This window comes from Bradyrhizobium iriomotense, assembly GCF_018130765.1.
Taxonomy (GTDB): Bacteria; Pseudomonadota; Alphaproteobacteria; order Rhizobiales; family Xanthobacteraceae; genus Bradyrhizobium; species Bradyrhizobium iriomotense_A.
The window spans coordinates 16876-32728 of record NZ_JAFCJZ010000023.1; the positions used below are offsets into that span (position 1 = coordinate 16876).

Here is a 15853-nt window from a genome sequence, read left to right on the forward strand (position 1 = left end):
GTCTCTCCTCCCTTAGCTGGTCGCGGTGCCGCGGGTGACGACCTTGCCGAGGCCCGCGATCAGGCGGTCCAGCACGAAGCCGACGATGCCGACATAGAACAGCGCCAGGACGATCTCGCTGATATGCGAGGAGTTCCAGGCGTCCCAGATGAAGAAGCCGATGCCGACGCCGCCGATCAGCATTTCCGCGGCGACGATCGCAAGCCAGGATAGGCCGATGCCGATGCGCAGGCCCGTGAAGATGTAGGGCGCGGCCGCCGGGATCATGATCTTGGAGAAGAACTCGAGCGGATTGAGCTGCACCACCGCCGCGACGTTGCGGTAGTCCTGTGGAATGTTGCGGACGCCGACCGCGGTGTTGATGATGATCGGCCAGATCGAGGTGATGAAGATGACGAAGATCGCCGAGGGCTGGCCGTCGCGGAACGCCGCGAGCGAGAGCGGCAACCAGGCGAGCGGCGGAATGGTGCGCAGCACCTGGAACAGCGGATCGAGCCCGCGCATCGCCCAGACCGACTGCCCGACCAGCACGCCGAGCGCGATGCCGGCGATCGCCGAGAGCGAATAGCCAAGAGCGACGCGCTGGAGACTGGCGGAGAGATGCCAGAACAGGCCTTTGTCGATGCCGCCATGGTCGAAGAACGGATCGAGAATCAGTTCCTTGGTGTCCTTGAAGACCTTTGACGGCGGCGGCAGCGCCGATCCGGCGCGGCGGCAGACGAGCTCCCACACCAGCGTCAGCAGCGCGAGCACGACCAGCGGCGGGATGACGCGCACGGCGGTTTCCCTTGCCATGCGCGCGTAGGCCTCACTGCGCGGCGGGCGCTTCGGCCTCATCGCGACGACCGGCGCGGCAACAGCCGCAGGCGTTGCGGTCTCAACCTCAATCTTCGTGGCAGGCATATTCATCGCAATATCTCTCCGGCTGCAAAAGACGATGCGGCCGCCCAATGGGCGGCCGCTGGCTCCATCAGACTTCGACGCGCTTGATCGCGAGCGACTTCAGATAGGCAGCCGGATTTTCGGGATCGAACACCTTGCCGTCGAAGAAGGTCTCCTTGCCGCGCGAGGTGGAGGTCGGAATTTCCGCGGCAGCGACGCCGAGCGTCTTGGCCGCGTCCTTCCAGAGATCCTCGCGGTTGACCTTGGCGATCAGCGCCTTGGTGTCGAAATTCGCCTCATACTTGCCCCAGCGGATGTCCTCGGTCATGAACCAGAGATCGTGGCTCTGGAACGGATAGGAGGCATGATCGCGCCAATACTTCATGATGTGCGGCGAGTTCTCGATCACCTTGCCGGGGAGGCCGTAGTCGAACTTGCCCTTGGCGCGATCGGCGATGTCCTCGACCGGACAATTGATCCACTGGCGCTTGCCCATGATGGTGGCGAGCTCTTCCTTGTTCTCCATCTTGTCGGCCCATTGCTGGGCCTCCATCACCGCCATGAGGATCGCCTTGGCGGCCTTCGGGTTCTTGTCGACCCAGGCGGCGCGCATGCCGAGCGATTTTTCGGGATGCTTGCTCCAGATCTCGCCGGTGTTGACGGCGGTATAGCCGATGCCCTGGTGGACCAGCTGCCCGGGCCAGGGCTCGCCGACGCAGAACGCATCCATGGTGCCGACCTTCATGTTCGCGACCATCTGCGGCGGCGGCACGGTGATGGTCTCGACATCCTTGTCGGGGTCGATGCCGCCGGCGGCGAGCCAGTAGCGGATCCAGAGATCATGCGTGCCGCCCGGGAAGGTCATCGCGACCTTTGCCGACTTGCCTTCGGCCTTCTTCTTCTCGAACGCGGCCTTGAGCACCGAGGCGTCCGCGCCGAGCTTGAGATCGGCATATTCCTTGGCAACCGAGATGCACTGGGCGTCGAGATTGAGCCGCGCCAGGATGTACATCGGCGTCGGCTGGTTGTTCTGCGTCACTTTGCCGGCCGAGATCAGGTACGGCATGGGGGTGAGGATATGCGCGCCGTCGATGCCGTTGCCTTCGGAGCCGAGCACGAGGTTGTCGCGCGTGGTGCCCCAGGAGGCCTGCTTCTGCACGTCGACGTCAGGCATGCCGTATTTCGCGAACAGGCCCTTGTCCTTGGCGACGAACAGCGGGCCGGCGTCGCTCAGCGCGATGAAGCCGAGCTTGGCGCCCTTGACCTCGGGTCCTGAATCCTGCGCGAAGGCGCCGGCGGGGAAATTGAATTTGGCGGCGGCGAGAAGGGCAGCAGTAGAGCCAGCGGCTTTCAATAATTGACGGCGGCTGAGGCCAGTCTCGGAGGGCCGGCGAATGCGCTTGGTCATCGTTGGTGTCGTCCTTTGCGTCGTTGCGAATGATTGCGTCAGTGCGCACGAGCAGCCCGTCCGTCCGTGACGCCCAAAAAGGGCGCATGCGAACGCGCGACGGGGAGACCCCCGCTTGGGTGGCGTCAGCAATTCGGATGAGAAGTCTCGCGGGACGGCTTCAATGGCGTCGGCTTGGAACTATTCAAGCTTCATGCCAAGCCCGCCGTCGTCAAAAACATCCAAATAACAATATGTTATGGACGCCGCGCCAGACTGTCGCAGGTCTGTCCCGCTCGCGAAATTTGCGATCTGCTCAATCCTTGTGCGCCGCACAAACGTTGTGCAGGCGCCCAAGCAAAAGGCGGCGCGACGCGCCAAGGCCATCACATAGCAAGTGACATCCAGCTGATTTTATTTGATTTTTCGGCCTAAACGCCGCGGCACACAACTTGCTTCTTCATTTGCGTCAACGAAGACTGCGGCTCGCCGCATTGTTGCAGCCTCTGCCGGCTGCATCCCGGAAGCTCACCTGCTTCGCGGCCTCCCCGGCTCAGTCTGTCGTGACGCGATTCCCAAGGCTTCCAGACATTCCATAGCCCTCGTGCGCGGCAAAGCCGTCCGCACGGCCAAAACGTTCAGCCGCGCTCTCTGTGGGAGGGCGTGTCGATCTCACTTACGAAGCAAAAGGAACCATTGATGTCGTATCTCGCGCCTTCGGAATTCGTCACCAAGATGGTGGATGCGGGCGAGTCCAAGATCTTCATGTCCACCCGGGATACCATCATCCGGGCCTATATGGCCGGCGCGATCCTCGCCCTCGCCGCCTGGTTCGCCGTCACCATCAACGTGAACACGGGCCAGCCGCTGATTGGCGCGCTGCTGTTCCCGGTCGGCTTCGTCATGCTCTACCTGCTGGGCTTCGACCTCTTGACCGGCGTGTTCGTGCTCTCGCCGCTCGCCCTGATCGACAAGCGCCCGGGCGTCACCCTTGGCGGCGTGCTGCGCAACTGGGGCCTCGTCTTCGTCGGCAACTTCGCCGGCGCCTTCACGGTGGCCTTCATGATGGCCTTCGTGACGACCTTCGGCTTCACCCAGGCCCCGGACAAGGTCGGCGCGGCGATCGGCAATATCGGCGAAGGCCGAACGCTCGGCTACGCCGCGCATGGCGCGGCCGGCATGGCGACGCTGTTCATGCGCGGCATGCTCTGCAACTGGATGGTCTCGACCGGCGTCGTCGGCGCCATGATCTCGACCTCGGTCTCCGGCAAGGTCATCGCGATGTGGATGCCGATCCTGGTGTTCTTCTACATGGTGTTCGAGCATTCCGTCGTGAACATGTTCCTGTTCCCGTCGGGCCTGATGCTGCACGCCAAGTTCTCGATCATGGACTATCTGATCTGGAACGAGATCCCGACCGTGCTCGGCAACCTCGTCGGCGGCCTCGCCTTCACCGGCATGACCCTCTACGCCACGCACGTCATGACCCTGCCGAAGCGCCAGGCCGACAAGGCTGCGAAGCCCCGCGTCGCGGCCTGATCGAATACGTCTCGACAGGGGAGCCTCGCCCAAGCAGGGTGAGGCTCCCCTCTCCTGGTGATGACGATGTCCCGCGAACTCCAGATCTCGGTCGGCCAGCACTCAGACAAGGGGCGCAAGCCCGTCAACCAGGATTTTCACGGCGTCCTGATTCCGGAAGAGCCGCTGCTCAGCCTGAAGGGCATCGCGGCGGTTCTCGCCGACGGCATCTCCAGCAGCAGCGTCAGCCAGATCGCCAGCGAGTCGGCGGTCAAGAGCTTCCTGATGGACTATTACTGCACGTCGGAATCCTGGACGGTGAAGACCTCCGCCCGCCGCGTGCTGGAGGCGACCAATTCCTGGCTGCATGCGCAGACGCGCAAGAGCCAATATGCCTATGACCGCGACAAGGGCTATGTCTGCACCCTCAGCGCCATGGTCATCAAGGCGGCCACCGCGCACATCTTCCATGTCGGCGACTGCCGCATCTACCGCGTCGCCGGCAAGGCGCTCGAGCAGCTGACCGACGATCACCGGATCATCGTGTCATCGGAGCAGACCTATCTCGGCCGCGCGCTCGGCATCAATCCGCAGCTCGAGATCGACTATCAGACGGTCGAGATCCAGGCCGGCGACACCTTCCTGCTGGCAACGGACGGCGCGTACGAATTCGTCGAGCCGCGTTTCGTCACGAACGCGATCAACGAGCATGCAGCCGAGCTCGACGGGGCGGCGAAAGCGATCGTCGAGGAGGCCTATCGGCGCGGCAGCGACGACAACATCACCGTGCAGATCCTGCGCATCGATGCGACGCCGGAGGAATCCGGCGTCTTCGATCAGAGCTCGGCGCTACCGCTGCCGCCTCTGCTGGAGCCGCGGGCGATGTTCGATGGCTACCGGATCATCCGGGAGATCCACGGCAGCAGCCGCAGCCACATCTATCTCGCCGTCGATGCGGAGACCGAGGAAACGGTCGCGCTCAAGATTCCGTCGATCGACCTGCGCGATAACCAGGCCTATCTGAAACGTTTCCTGATGGAGGAATGGATCGCGCGGCGGATCGACAGTCCGTATGTGCTCAAGCCGCGGTCCAGATCGACCCGGCGCAACTACCTCTACGTCGCGACCGAGTTCGTCGAGGGCCAGACGCTGCGGCAGTGGATGCTCGACAACCCCCGTCCCGACCTGGAGACGGTGCGCAGGATCATCGAGCAGATCGCCACCGGGCTTCGCGCCTTCCACCGGATGGAGATGCTGCATCAGGATCTCAGGCCCGATAACGTCCTGATCGACAAGACCGGCACTGCGAAGATCATCGACTTCGGATCGGTCAGGGTCGCAGGCGTCGTTGAAGCTGCGCCGAGATCGGCCGACGCGGAGATTCTCGGCACGGTCCAGTACACGGCGCCGGAGTATTTCCTCGGCGAAGGCGGATCGCCCCGGTCCGACATGTTTTCACTCGCCGCCATCTGCTACCAGATGCTCACCGGCTATCTGCCTTACGGCGCCCAGCTTGCCAAGATCCGGGGACGATCGGACGCGTGGAAATTGAGATATCGCCCCGCGATCGATGCCGAGCGGGGCATCCCTGGCTGGATCGACGGCGCGCTCAGGAAGGCGTTGCATCCCGATCCCTACAAGCGCCACGAAGACCTCTCCGAGTTCGTCTTCGAACTCAGAAACCCTAATCCGGCCTATCTCGCCACGCGGACCACGCCCCTGCTGGAGCGCAATCCGCTGCTGTTCTGGAAGCTGACCACGGCGATCCTGGCCTGCGCGGTTATCGTGCTGCTCGCAGCACTTCGGCTGCGATAGCCGGATCACGCCGGCTCCGCGGCCTTCGTCCCCAGCGGCTTCGGCGCCATGCCGCCGCCCGGCTTGAGGTGGAATTCGTAACTCATCAGATGCCACTTCCCGTTCGCCTTGGTGCCGTCGGGCATCTCAGGATCGTTGCGCGGCTCGACCTTGGCGACGAGGTCGTCCTTGACGCCGAACACGACGTCGGAATCCAGATATTTGTCGCCGTCCATGAAGACGTGCGTGATCAGCGGCTCATAGCCCTTCGCGTTGACCAGGAAGTGCACATGCGCGGGGCGCATCGGGTGGCGATTGGTCTGCAGGATCATCTCGCCGACAGGACCGTCGGTCGGAATCGGATAGCTGCATGGCAAAATGGTGCGGAAGAAGAAGCGGCCGTCGCTATCGGTGATGAAGCGTGCCCGCGCAGAGGCCCCGACCTCGTCATAGTTGGCCTTCTGTGAATCGTAGAAGCCGTCGTCGTCGGCATGCCAGACATCGACTGGGACGTTCGCCAGCGGCTTGCCCTTGAGATCCGTGACGCGGCTCTGCACGAACATCCGCTCGCCGGTGAGATTGTTCGGCGAGATGTCGGTGCCATGCGCGGTCACCTTGTGCTCGCCGACATAGAACGGGCCGAGCACTGTCGTTTGGGTAGCGCCCTCGCGGTCGCGGTGGTTCACGGCGTCGACCAGCATGGAGACGCCGAGCACGTCCGACAGCAGGATGAACTCCTGGCGGGTGTCGGTGCATTTCTGCCCCGTCCGGGTCAGGAAATCGATGGCGTATTCCCATTCCTCGAAGGTGAGACCGGTCTTGCTCACGTAATCGTGCAGCGACTTCACCAATTCCTGGAGCAGGAATTTTGCCCGCGGGTTCGGCGTCGGATCGAAGCTCTTGACGACGGCTTCGGTGAGTTCGGTCTCGTTGAACTGGGTCATGGTGCGTTTGCCCTCGCGTTTTTTCGTTGGCCCGGGCGGGCTCCTTGGAGGCGTTCCAGGCTGGACACTACACCAGTCGGCGGCCCCACGTTAAGCGCAACCGGCTTGGAATGAGCCCGCCATTTGGCTATCACCGTCCTCGAGAAACTGCCCGGAGGAACTGATGCTCGCCCCCACCCCCGCCTCGCCCGAATCCGTCGGCATGTCCAAGGCCGCGCTCGACCGCGTCGATGCGCATCTGAAGAAGCGGTACATCGATGCCGGCCGTTTCCCGGGCACGCAGCTCCTGGTCTACCGCCGCGGCAAGATCGCCCACAGCTCGGTGCTGGGCCTGGCCGATGTCGAACGCAAGGTGCCGGTGAAGGACGACACCATCTACCGCATCTATTCCATGACCAAGCCGCTCACCAGCGTCGCCTTCATGATGCTGGTCGAGGAAGGCCTCGTGGCGATCGACGAGCCCGTCGCCAAATACATTCCGGAATGGAAGGATCTCGGCGTGTTCGTCGCCGGCACCGCGCCGGCCTTCCTGACCCGGCCGCCGTCCCGGCCGATGCTGATCGTCGACCTCTTGCGCCACACCTCCGGCCTCACCTACGGCTTCCAGCAGCGTTCCAATGTCGATGCCGCCTATCGCGCCGAGAAACTCGGCGAGGTCGAGAAGTCAGGCACGCTCCAGACCATGATCGAGGGGCTGGCGAAAATCCCGCTGGAATTCTCGCCGGGCGAGTCCTGGAACTATTCGGTCGCGACCGACGTGATCGGTTACCTCATCGGCAAGATTTCGGGGATGCCGTTCGAGCAGTTTCTGAAGGCACGCATTCTGGATCCGCTCGGCATGACCGACACCGATTTCCATGTGCCGGCCTCCAAGGCCCACCGCTTCGCCGCCTGCTATTCGGCGGACCCGGGCGGCGGCATGACCTTCCATGCCGGCCAGCGCCGCGAAGGGCTGACGCTTCAGGACGATCCGACGACGAGCTCGTTCCTCATCCCGCCCTCGTTCATCTCCGGCGGCGGCGGATTGTGTTCGACGGCTGCCGACTATCTCACCTTCTGCCGCGCGCTGCTCAATGGCGGCGAGCTCGGCGGCGTCAGGCTGATCGGGCCGAAGACGCTGGCGCTAATGACGACCAACCACATTCCCGGCGGCCGCGCGCTGCCGGAAGTGTCGCGCTCGCTGTTCTCGGAAGCCACCTATAACGGCATCGGCTTCGGCCTCGGCTTCGCCGTGACCATGCGCCCGGCCGAGACGCTGATCGCCGGCAGCCCCGGCGAATACAATTGGGGCGGCGCGGCCACGACCTCGTTCTGGATCGACCCGGCCGAGGAGCTGATCACGATCTTCATGACGCAGGTGCTGCCGTCGAGCGCCTATCCGCTCCGCCGCGAGCTGCGCAGCATGGTCTACGCCGCGATCACCGAGAGCAATGTGTGACCTGTTCGATCGATCCCGCGGCCGTCGGCCGCGGGACGCTCATTTCAGCATCTCCGGCACGATCAGGCGCGGCAGGAACAGCGACACGCTCGGCCAGACGATGACCGCTGCCAGCACGAGCAGCATCGGAACCAGCATGATCATGGTGTCCTTCAGCGCATAGCGCAGCCGCACGCCGGCGACCGAACAGGCGATCATCAGACATAAGCCGTAAGGCGGCGTCACCAGTCCGAAGGCCAGCGACACAATCGATATGATCGCGAACTGGACCGGATGAAGGTCGACGGACTTGGCCAGCGGCTCCAGCACGGTGCCGACGATGATGATGGCCGGAATGGCGTCGAGGAAACAGCCCACCACCAGAAAACAGAAGCAGATGAAGAAGCCGGCCGCGACGGTGCCCATGCCCCACGCCGAGACGTTGGCCAGCAGCTCCTGCGGGATCCTGTAATAGGCGAGCAGCCAGCCAAACGCGCTTGCGGTGCCGACGCAAAACAGCGCGACTCCGGCAAGACGCCCGGTGTCGAGAAAGGCCTTGTACAATTCGCGCGGACCTGTCTCGCGGTAGAAGAACGCCGAGAGCGCGACGGAATAGAGCACCGCGACGCAGGCGGACTCGGTCGCGGTGAACCACCCGAGCAGAATGCCGCCAACGATGATGAACGGCGTCATCAGGGCCGGTATCGACTGCCAGATGGCGCATCGCATCTCGACCCAGGTTGCCTTCGGATAGGTCGGGTAGCCGCGGCGCACCGCATAGATGTGCACCGTCGCCATCTGCGCGCCCGCGATCAGCAGGCCCGGCACGATGCCGGCCAGATACATCGCCGCAATCGAGGTCGAGATCAGCCCGCCCCACACGATCATGAGGATCGACGGCGGGATGATGACCGCCAGAACCGCCGACACCGCCGTGATGGCAATGGAGAACGAGAGGTCGTAGCCCTCCTTGGTCTGCGCATCGATGAAGATCTTTGACTGGCTCGCCGCGTCGGCGGTCGAGGAGCCCGAGATGCCGGCAAAGAACACCGACAGCACGACGTTGATCTGCGCCAGCGATCCCGGCCAGTGCCCGACCATCGAGCGCGACAACGCCACCAGGCGGTCGGTGATGCCGCCGATGCTCATCAGGTTCGCCGTCAGCAGGAAGAACGGTACCGCCAGCAGGATGAATGAATTGTACGCATTGAAGGTCTCCTGCGCGAGCATCATCAGCGACAGACGCGGCTCGATCAGCAGGATCGGCACGCAGGCAAGGCCGAGTGCGAAGGCGACCGGCACGCGCACGATGAGCAGGCCGATGAAGACCCCGAACAGCACCATCGCAGCCTGTCCGGCCGAGAGTACATTGCCGCTCATCGCCGTGCCCCGAGCAGAGTGCGCATTTCATCGACGATCTGCTCGCCCGCAAAGACGATCCATGTCGCGCCGGTCACCGGCCAGGCGACGTGGATCAGCCAAAGCGGCAGATCGGCCAGTTCCGACGTCCTGTTCCAGGCAAAGCGGGTGAACTCGAGGCCGGCTGACACGAATACCAGCGCCAGCGCCAGCACCCCGAGCCGCGCGAGGATCCGCACCGCAGCCTCCGACCGCCGCGACAGGTCCGGCCACACGTCGACCTCGAAATGCTGCGCTTCCCGGATACCGACCATGGCGCCGATCATGATCGTCCAGACGAACAGGAAGCGGGCCATTTCCTCCGTCCAGATGTAGGACGGGATGAAGGGCGTGTAGCGCGAGATGATCTGCAGCGTCACGGGGATGACGAGAATGCCGACACAGGCCGCCAGCAGGATTTCCAGCAGTTTTGCATAGGCCGCCGTGACGCGACGCCACAGCGGTGGTGTGGACGGGACGGGCGTTTCAGACATTTGGGCTCCGTGCGACAGCTCATCCGCCACGGCCGGGCAAGAAGCGGGGCTTGCCCGGACATGCCGTCGGCGGATGCAACGAGCTCAGGCGACGTTGATCTTCTCGAAAATGCCCTCCGCGCCAATCTCCTTGGCGTAAGTGGCCATCACGGGGTCGGCGAGCTTCTTCATGGCGTCCCGCTCCTCGAAGGGAACGCGCTTGAGCTTGCCGGCCTTCTCGAGCGTGTCGAGCTTGACGACCTCTTCGCTCGATTCCACCTGACGGCCGTAGTCGCCGGCTTCCTTGCCGGCCTTCATGATCGCGTCCTGCAAATCCTTCGGCAAGGTCTTCAGCGTCTTCACCGAGAAGCAGATCGGCCGGATCGACACGGCGTGCTGGGTGAGGCTGAGATGCGGGGCGACTTCGTAGAACTTCATCGCCTCGACGCCCGCCGCCTCGTTTTCGCCCGCCGATATCACGCCGTTCTGGATCGCATTGTAGATTTCGTTATAGGCGATCACGGTCGGGCTCATGCCGACGGCCGCAAAGGTCTTCGACCAGATCGGTGCGCCCTGCACGCGAACCTTGAGGCCCTTGAGATCGGCGAGATTCTTGAGCGGCTTGTTGGCGAAGATGTTGCGGATGCCGCCGCCGGCATAGCCGATCAGAACGACCTCGGCTTTCGCCGCGACCTCGTCGGCGATCGGCGCCAGGATATTGGCTTCGACGACCTTGTTCATGTGCTCGATGCCCTTGAACACGAAGGGCGCATCGATGAACGGAGCCGCCTTGGCGAAAGTCGACATATGGGCCGGCGAGACGATGCCGTAATCGACCGCCTTGCCCTGCGACATGTACTCGAAATACTGCTTCTCGAGACCGAGCGAGGAGTTCCTGTGCAGCGTGAAATTGACGGGCTTGCCGTAGTATTTCTTCACCAGCTCCTCGAACCGGATCAGTGCCCGGTTGAAGGCATGGTCGTCGTTGAACTGGACCGCGCCGTTCAGCGTGATCGGCGCCTGCGCCCTGAGGATCGACGGCATGCCGATCGTGGCCGCCGCGGTGGTTGCACCGATACCAGCGAGAAATGCCCTTCGCTTCATCGTCACCCTCCCTTTGATGCTCCGGCCCTGTCGCCGGGCCGTGAGCGCAGCCGGTATGCGGCTTGCGAAACGGAAGCGTATGAAAAACCCCGGCGGGACGGAAGTCATTTCGCGTGCGCTGGAGGTACTCTTCGTCGCAGGACTTGCTCCTGTGCGACCTGCTGCACTGCAACTCGCGTTCCTGCCGGCACGCCGCGTGAGCGGCCTCCCACTCCCGGAGGACAGGGGAAGATGTGCAGACCTTGACGGTCTTCATGCTGCTCTCGGCTTCGGCGCGCGACTTGTAGATCGGGCACGGCCGATTTGACCCATCCCTCACCAAATATCGCTACGTCTATTCCGGCGAACGCGTGATGCTGGTGGACCAGGGCACACGGACCGTCTTCAGAAAATTGAACTGACGGACCAGCGCCGCCGCGAAGGCGGCCGCTGGCCGGAGTTGATCGCGATCAGCATGAGCTGAAGCGCAGATCGCCCCGCACTGCGCTGCAAAATCCACGTGGACCGCTCGCCGGATGCGAAAATCGTGGCGCGAGGCAAGGCCTGCCCGTATGGTTCTCGACAAAATCATAATCCGGCGCCGCCGCGCCGGAACCGGGACGCCCGCGTTTGTCAAAGCTCTCCCTGCCGGTCCGGCTCGCTCTCCTGGTCGCGGGAACGATGCTGCCGATGATCGTCTTCGCGGTCGGCATCGCCTTCTACCATTACAAGCAGGACCGCAGCGACGCGACGCGCCGCGTGCTGGAGAACGTGCGCAGCATGCGCCTCGTGCTGGATTCCGAGGTGCAGCGCATGACCGGCAGCTTGCAGGTGCTGGCGCTGACGAACTCGCTGCGCAACGACGACTTCCAGAGCTTTCGCCGCATCGCGCTCGGCTTCCTCGACCAGTACGGCAAGGGCGGCCTGATGCTGATCTCCGACCGCAAGGGCCGGCTGTTGTTCTCCACCGCGACGGAGGATACCGCGAGCCTGCCGCTGCGTGGCAATCTGGAGATCGTCGAAAAGGTGTTCGCGACCAGGACGCCGCAATATTCCGACCTGGTCACCGGCGCGATCAATGGACGTCAGGTGCTCACTGTCGAAGTGCCGGTGTTCCGGAACGGCGAGGTGATCTACGACCTCTGCTTCAGCCCGCCGATCGGCGTCTTCCAGGAGCTGGTCGAGAAGCAGCGGCCCGACCCAAAGTGGACAGTGTCCCTGCTCGACACCAAGGGCACGGTATTCGCCCGCGTGCCAAACCCGGGGGAAAACTTCGGCAAGCGCGCATCGCCGTCGTTGTATGCGGAAATGTTTCGCGCGCCCGAGGCAACGCTGTCGTCGGTCTCGCTGGACGGCGTTGCGCTCGCCTCCGCCTACACAAGATCGCAGCTCACGGGATGGACGGTGGCCGCGGGCGTCCCCGAGAGCTCGCTGATCGCCCCGCTCTGGCGCAACATCGCGATCACCAGCCTGATCGGCGGCATCCTGCTGCTGATCGGTCTCACCTTCGCGGTGCGGATGGCAACCACGATCGCGCGCGGCGAGATGCTGCACAATCTCCTGATCGAGGAGCTCAACCACCGCGTCAAGAACACGCTGGCCTTGATGCAGGCGATCGCGGTCCAGACCTTCCGCAGCGCCAGCCGGGACGAGCGGGCCAAGTTTGAAGGACGGCTCGGCGCGCTCGCCGAGGCACATAATCTGCTCAGCCAGGAGAAATGGGCGGGCTCGGAGCTGAGGGACGTCATCGCCCGTGCGCTTCAGCCGTTCCTGCTGAGCAATCCCGACCGCATCCGCATGGCCGGCCCCGCAGTGCCGCTGTCGCCGCGGCTTGCCGTGGTGCTGTCGATGATCGTGCACGAGATCGCCACCAACGCGGCGAAATACGGCGCGCTGTCGAACGAGACTGGCCGGGTGACGCTCGACTGGGAGGTCATCACTGAGGCGTCGAAGCCGCAGCTACGGCTGATCTGGACCGAGATCGGCGGACCGCCGGTGACCGCGCCGGTGCGACGCGGCTTCGGCTCGCGCCTGATCGAGCGCAGCGCGCGCGACCAGCTCGGCGGCGAGGCCACCGTCGACTTCCTGCCGCGCGGCGTCGTCTGCACCGTGACTTGCACGCTGGACGATGCGCGGTAGCGATCTATTTGCGGCGAGCGGCGGCGGCGAGCCCCTCGATCCATTCCTGATGGGCGTTCAGCATCGGATTGGGCCTCGTCTGCGCCAGGTCCTTCGCCGGCTGGCCGGTCTGGGTCTCCTGCGTGAGGATCCGCACGCGGCCGCCGGGGAGATCCTCGATCAGCCAGGCATGGTGGACATCGAGCCGCGTCGCGGCATCGCCCTCGACCCAGCCGTGCCAGGCGACACGCGCCGGCCTGCCCGGCGCCGGCGGCTCGTACTCCGTCACCTCGGTCTCCACCGGAAAGCTGAAGGTGGTGAAGCGGAAGCGTGCCCCCAGACGCAATCCGGGCCCCTTGCCGTCGTGGAAGCGGATATCCGAGACGTTGCTGTAATAGGTCGGCCAGGCCGTGGTATCGTTGAGCTGCGGCCAGACCTGGTCGGCACGCAGACCTTTCACGATGATCTCGTTCGAGACGTAGTTGTCGGTCGTGCCCGGCAGGTACTGATCGGGCCAGATGATATCGCTCATTGCAGAGAAATCCTTCGTTCGGATCGGATTGACGTTCTCGCCATTGGACTTTCCGACAGATGGGGGTTACGTCCGGACAGCGCCAATCGTCATTTCCGATTACGATCATCAGCATGCGCGATATCAGAACCCTCGACCTCAACCTGCTGAAGGCCTTCAATGCGCTGATCGAGGAGCGCAACGTCACGCGCGCCGCGGCGCGGCTGGCGCTGACGCAGCCCGCGATGAGCGGAACCCTGACGCGCCTGCGCGCCAGTTTCGGCGACCCGCTGTTCGTCCGCACCCAACGCGGCATCGTTCCGACCTCGCGCGCATTGGAGCTCGCAGATCCCGTCAAGCGGGTGCTGGAAGACGTCGAGGCGCTGCTGAAGCCGCGCGCGTTCGAGCCCGCGGCCGCGAGCTTCACGCTGTCGCTGGCAGCCACCGACTATGCCTTGCGGGCCGTCGTCGTCCCCTTCCTCGCAGCGCTACGGACGCGCGCCCCGCATGTTCGCGTGGCGGTACGCCCGATCGACGACGAGCGGCTGCGCAGCCAGTTCGAGCGCGGCGATCTCGACCTTGCGCTGCTCACGCCGGAGACGACGCCTCCGGACCTGCATGTCCGCCGCCTGTTCGACGAGCAATATGTCTGCGCGATGCGCCGCAATCATCCCGATGCGAAGGGCAGGACGCTCTCGCTCGAACGCTTCTGCGCGCTCGACCACGCGCTGGTCTCCTATGCCGGTGACAGCTTTACCGGCACGACCGACACGGCGCTCGCAAAGCTCGGGCGCCGGCGGCGCGTCAGCCTGTCGGTGGCGAGCTTTCTCGTCCTCCCCGAAGTGCTGCGCGCGAGCGACCTCATCGCCGTGGTGCCGCGGCGTCTGGTCGCCGATATCGACGGGCTGACCCTGCTCAAGCCGCCGCTGGAGATCCCCGGATTTGCCAAGATCGCCGCCTGGCACGACCGCACCCATCGCGACCCCGGCCATCGCTGGATCCGCGCGTTGCTGTTCGAGACGTCAGGCGCGAAAACGAGAAGGGAGAAGACCCCATGAAGATCACGAGTGTTCGGACCCACATCATCGAGGCAAAACTCTCGCAGCCCTTCGCCTATTCACGCGCCTGGTACGACACCCGCACCGCGATGCTGGTCGAGATCGAGACCGACACGGGGCTGACAGGCTGGGGCGAATGCTACGGACCCGCGCGGATCACGGCAGCCGTCGTGCAGACCATCGCACCCTGGCTAATCGGCGAAGATCCCTTGCGCACCGACGTGCTGTGGCAAAGCATCTACGCGCGCTTGCGCGATCACGGCCAGAAGGGCGTCGTGATCCAGGGGCTCAGCGGCATCGACATCGCGCTGTGGGACATCAAGGGCAAGCATTTCGGCGTGCCTGCGCATCAGCTTCTCGGCGGCGCGGCGCGCAAGGACGTGCAGGCCTACGCGACCGGGCTCTACCGGCGCAAGACAGGCGATCCGCTGCAATATCTGCCGGAGGAAGCGGCCGGCTATGTCGCGGAAGGATTCCGGGCCGTAAAGCTGAAGGTCGGCTTCGGCATCGCGGAGGATGCCGCGGTCACGCGCGCGGTGCGCGAGGCGATCGGCCCCGATGTCGCGCTGATGGTGGATGCGAACCACGCCTATGACGCGGTGGCGGCGATCCGCCTCGGCCACCTGATCGAGCGTCACGACATCGGCTGGTTCGAGGAGCCGGTGCCGCCGGAAGACGTCGCTGGATATCGCGCGGTGAAATCCGCGCTGTCCATTCCGGTCGCAGGCGGCGAATGCGAATTCACGCGCTTCGGCTTCCGCGACCTGTTCGCCTCGCATGCGCTCGACATCGCCCAGCCCGACACCTGCGCGGCCGGCGGCCTCACCGAATGCAAGAAGATTGCCGACATGAGCGAAGCCTTCGGCATCCGCTACAATCCGCATGTCTGGGGCACCGGCGTCGCCATCGCGGCCTCGCTCCAGCTCCTCGCCGTGCTGCCGTCGCATACGCCGACCTCGCTCACACCACTCGAGCCGATGATCGAGTTCGACCGCACCGAACATCCGATCCGGCAGGCGATCCTGAAGGAACCGATCGAGCATGCGAAGGGCGTTGTGCGCATCCCCGACGGCCCGGGACTCGGGATCGAGATCGACCGTGAGGCGCTGGCGCGATTTGCTGCGCGCTGAGGCGTTGACCGGCAATCGAGCAGTGGTCCCCACCTGCCCGTCGGCTCGCCATGTGACGGCTTGCCGCTCTTTCACGAACCATTTCAACGGCATCTAACGCCTCTCGCACGATCTCCATTCAGCATCGCGACAGCTCGGCG

At 64.3% G+C, this 15853-nt stretch carries 13 protein-coding genes; 6 read left to right on the forward strand and 7 right to left on the reverse strand.

What is annotated here, in order from left to right; genetic code table 11:
• Window positions 1–12: 12 nt before the first annotated feature.
• Window positions 13–909, reverse strand: a complete 897-nt coding sequence (gene ntrB, locus JQ635_RS30890; RefSeq protein ID WP_211413564.1) for a nitrate ABC transporter permease — start codon at window positions 907–909, stop codon at window positions 13–15.
• A gap of 61 nt (window positions 910–970) precedes the next feature.
• On the reverse strand, window positions 971–2290 hold the full coding sequence (locus tag JQ635_RS30895) for a CmpA/NrtA family ABC transporter substrate-binding protein (RefSeq protein ID WP_211413565.1): 1320 nt from the start codon (window positions 2288–2290) through the stop codon (window positions 971–973).
• Window positions 2291–2968: 678 nt separating this feature from the next.
• Here JQ635_RS30895 and JQ635_RS30900 point away from each other — a divergent pair.
• Both JQ635_RS30900 and JQ635_RS30905 read left to right on the forward strand, forming a co-directional pair.
• Window positions 2969–3808: a formate/nitrite transporter family protein gene (locus tag JQ635_RS30900; protein WP_211413566.1), complete on the forward strand. Its 840-nt coding sequence runs from the start codon at window positions 2969–2971 to the stop codon at window positions 3806–3808.
• Between the two features lie 60 nt (window positions 3809–3868).
• The gene (locus JQ635_RS30905) at window positions 3869–5602 is read left to right on the forward strand and encodes a bifunctional protein-serine/threonine kinase/phosphatase (RefSeq protein ID WP_211413671.1); all 1734 of its coding nucleotides are present in this window, start codon (window positions 3869–3871) and stop codon (window positions 5600–5602) included.
• Between the two features lie 5 nt (window positions 5603–5607).
• On the opposite strand, the gene JQ635_RS30910 is transcribed toward JQ635_RS30905, so the two are convergent.
• Window positions 5608–6525: an intradiol ring-cleavage dioxygenase gene (locus JQ635_RS30910; RefSeq protein ID WP_211413567.1), complete on the reverse strand. Its 918-nt coding sequence runs from the start codon at window positions 6523–6525 to the stop codon at window positions 5608–5610.
• A 163-nt stretch (window positions 6526–6688) separates the two neighbouring features.
• Here JQ635_RS30910 and JQ635_RS30915 point away from each other — a divergent pair, with 163 nt between their 5' ends.
• Entirely contained in the window at window positions 6689–7963 is a 1275-nt protein-coding gene (locus JQ635_RS30915; RefSeq protein ID WP_211413568.1) for a serine hydrolase domain-containing protein, read from the forward strand.
• A gap of 39 nt (window positions 7964–8002) precedes the next feature.
• Here JQ635_RS30915 and JQ635_RS30920 read toward each other — a convergent pair whose 3' ends face one another.
• The 3 genes from JQ635_RS30920 to JQ635_RS30930 all read right to left on the reverse strand — a co-directional run bounded on the left by JQ635_RS30920 (window position 8003) and on the right by JQ635_RS30930 (window position 10917).
• Window positions 8003–9322: a TRAP transporter large permease gene (locus tag JQ635_RS30920; protein ID WP_211413569.1), complete on the reverse strand. Its 1320-nt coding sequence runs from the start codon at window positions 9320–9322 to the stop codon at window positions 8003–8005.
• Window positions 9319–9834 (reverse strand): TRAP transporter small permease, encoded by a 516-nt coding sequence (locus JQ635_RS30925; RefSeq protein ID WP_211413570.1) that lies wholly within the window; start codon window positions 9832–9834, stop codon window positions 9319–9321. The genes JQ635_RS30920 and JQ635_RS30925 overlap by 4 nt, the downstream gene beginning before the upstream one ends.
• 84 nt (window positions 9835–9918) lie before the next feature.
• Complete coding sequence (locus tag JQ635_RS30930) at window positions 9919–10917, reverse strand: TRAP transporter substrate-binding protein (RefSeq protein WP_211413571.1); 999 nt, start codon at window positions 10915–10917, stop codon at window positions 9919–9921.
• A 660-nt stretch (window positions 10918–11577) separates the two neighbouring features.
• On the opposite strand from JQ635_RS30930, the gene JQ635_RS30935 reads away from it, so the two are divergent.
• A complete protein-coding gene (locus JQ635_RS30935; RefSeq protein ID WP_211413672.1) occupies window positions 11578–13035 on the forward strand; it encodes a sensor histidine kinase in 1458 nt (485 codons plus the stop codon).
• A 4-nt stretch (window positions 13036–13039) separates the two neighbouring features.
• Here JQ635_RS30935 and JQ635_RS30940 read toward each other — a convergent pair whose 3' ends face one another.
• Window positions 13040–13546: an SRPBCC domain-containing protein gene (locus JQ635_RS30940; RefSeq protein ID WP_211413572.1), complete on the reverse strand. Its 507-nt coding sequence runs from the start codon at window positions 13544–13546 to the stop codon at window positions 13040–13042.
• A gap of 113 nt (window positions 13547–13659) precedes the next feature.
• On the opposite strand from JQ635_RS30940, the gene JQ635_RS30945 reads away from it, so the two are divergent.
• Window positions 13660–14583 (forward strand): LysR family transcriptional regulator, encoded by a 924-nt coding sequence (locus tag JQ635_RS30945; RefSeq protein ID WP_211413573.1) that lies wholly within the window; start codon window positions 13660–13662, stop codon window positions 14581–14583.
• On the forward strand, window positions 14580–15713 hold the full coding sequence (locus tag JQ635_RS30950; RefSeq protein WP_211413574.1) for a mandelate racemase/muconate lactonizing enzyme family protein: 1134 nt from the start codon (window positions 14580–14582) through the stop codon (window positions 15711–15713). The genes JQ635_RS30945 and JQ635_RS30950 overlap by 4 nt, the downstream gene beginning before the upstream one ends.
• Window positions 15714–15853: the final 140 nt, after the last annotated feature.